Genomic DNA, 1,845 nt, shown 5'->3' on the forward strand with positions numbered 1-1,845 from the left:
TACCGATTTTGATGGCATCAAACTCTTCTTCCATGCCGGCAGTTTGCAACGGATTAAATAAGTTCAACAAATTCATTTTTGCTCCTTGAAGGAAGTATTTTTACCGCATGGCGGATTTTCGATATTGTGAAACGGTACTTTTGATTTCAGACGGCCTAAATGCCGATTGCTTCATTCTTATTCTGAAACCGCTTTTTCAGACGACCTTGAAAGGCCGTCTGAAAACTTCTGTTTAGTAACGTTCCAAATCGATATCCAAGCCCAGTGAGCGAATCTCTTTAACCAATACGTTGAAGGATTCAGGCATACCGGCATCGATTTTGTGTTCGCCTTTGACGATGTTTTCGTACATTTTGGTACGGCCGTTCACGTCGTCAGACTTCACAGTCAGCATCTCTTGCAGCGTGTATGCCGCGCCGTATGCTTCCAATGCCCAAACCTCCATCTCACCGAAACGTTGGCCACCGAACTGAGCTTTACCGCCCAGAGGCTGCTGGGTAACCAGACTGTATGGACCGGTAGAACGGGCGTGCATTTTTTCGTCAACCAAGTGGTGCAGTTTCAGATAGTGCATCACACCGACTGTAACCTTGCGGTCAAATGCTTCGCCTGAACGGCCGTCATACAGCGTGATTTGAGTTTTACTGTCATTGAAGCCCAGTTTCTCAACCTCAGGATCTTCGCTTGGGTAAGCCAAGTTCAACATTTCGCGGATTTCAGACTCTTTCGCACCATCGAATACAGGAGAGGCGAAAGATGCACCTTTACGCAGGTTGGAAGCCAATTCGATGATTTCTTCATCTGTCAGGCTGTCCAAATCTTCTTTCTTACCGCTACCGTTGTAGAGTTTGTTCAAGAATTCACGCAGCTCGCTGGCTTTGCGTTGCTCTTTCAGCATTCGGTCGATGCGTTCGCCGATACCTTTTGCCGCCCAACCCAAGTGAACTTCCAAAATCTGACCGATGTTCATACGGGAAGGTACGCCCAATGGGTTCAGTACGATGTCTACCGGACGGCCGTCAGCCATGTAAGGCATGTCTTCCACTGGCAGAATGCGTGATACCACGCCTTTGTTACCGTGGCGACCCGCCATTTTGTCACCGGCTTGCAGACGGCGTTTGATGGCGATAAATACTTTCACCATTTTTTGTACGCCTGGTTGCAGCTCATCGCCTTGGGTCAGTTTTTTCTTCTTGATCTCATACAACTCATCCGCTTCTTCGCGTTTTTGTTTCAGGCTCAATTTAATCAGTTCCAACTGTTTGGCCAAATCTTCGTCAGCCAGACGGATGTCAAACCAATCATGTTTGCTGGACAGGCTTGCCAAATATTCGGTAGTAATTTCGCTGCCTTTAGCCAGCTTCATCGGACCACCATTGGCTTTTTGACCAACAATCATACGCTCGATACGGTCGAATGCGTCATTATCGAAAATACGTAATTGATCGCCCAAATCTTGACGGTAACGTTTCAATTCAGAATCAATAATGGATTGAGCACGTTTGTCGCGTTGGATACCTTCACGAGTAAAGACTTGAACGTCGATAACGGTACCGCTCATGCCGGTAGGCATACGCAATGAAGTATCTTTTACATCAGATGCTTTTTCACCGAAGATGGCACGCAGCAGTTTTTCTTCAGGAGTCAGTTGGGTTTCGCCTTTAGGTGTTACTTTACCTACCAAGACGTCACCTGCTTCTACTTCTGCACCGATATACACGATACCGGATTCATCCAAACGGTTTTGCATACGCTCAGACAAGTTCGGAATATCGCGGGTAATGTCTTCCGCACCCAGTTTAGTGTCACGTGCGACAACGTTCAGCTCTTCAATGTGAATCGAAG

General features: G+C 46.9%; 1 pseudogene. It reads right to left on the reverse strand.

From position 1 onward, the window contains the following. Positions 1–232 precede the first annotated feature (232 nt). Positions 233–1,845, reverse strand: a pseudogene (locus tag ACTHUE_RS17475) (DNA-directed RNA polymerase subunit beta); the annotation flags it as partial.

Source organism: Neisseria sp. P0021.S005 (assembly GCF_051956955.1).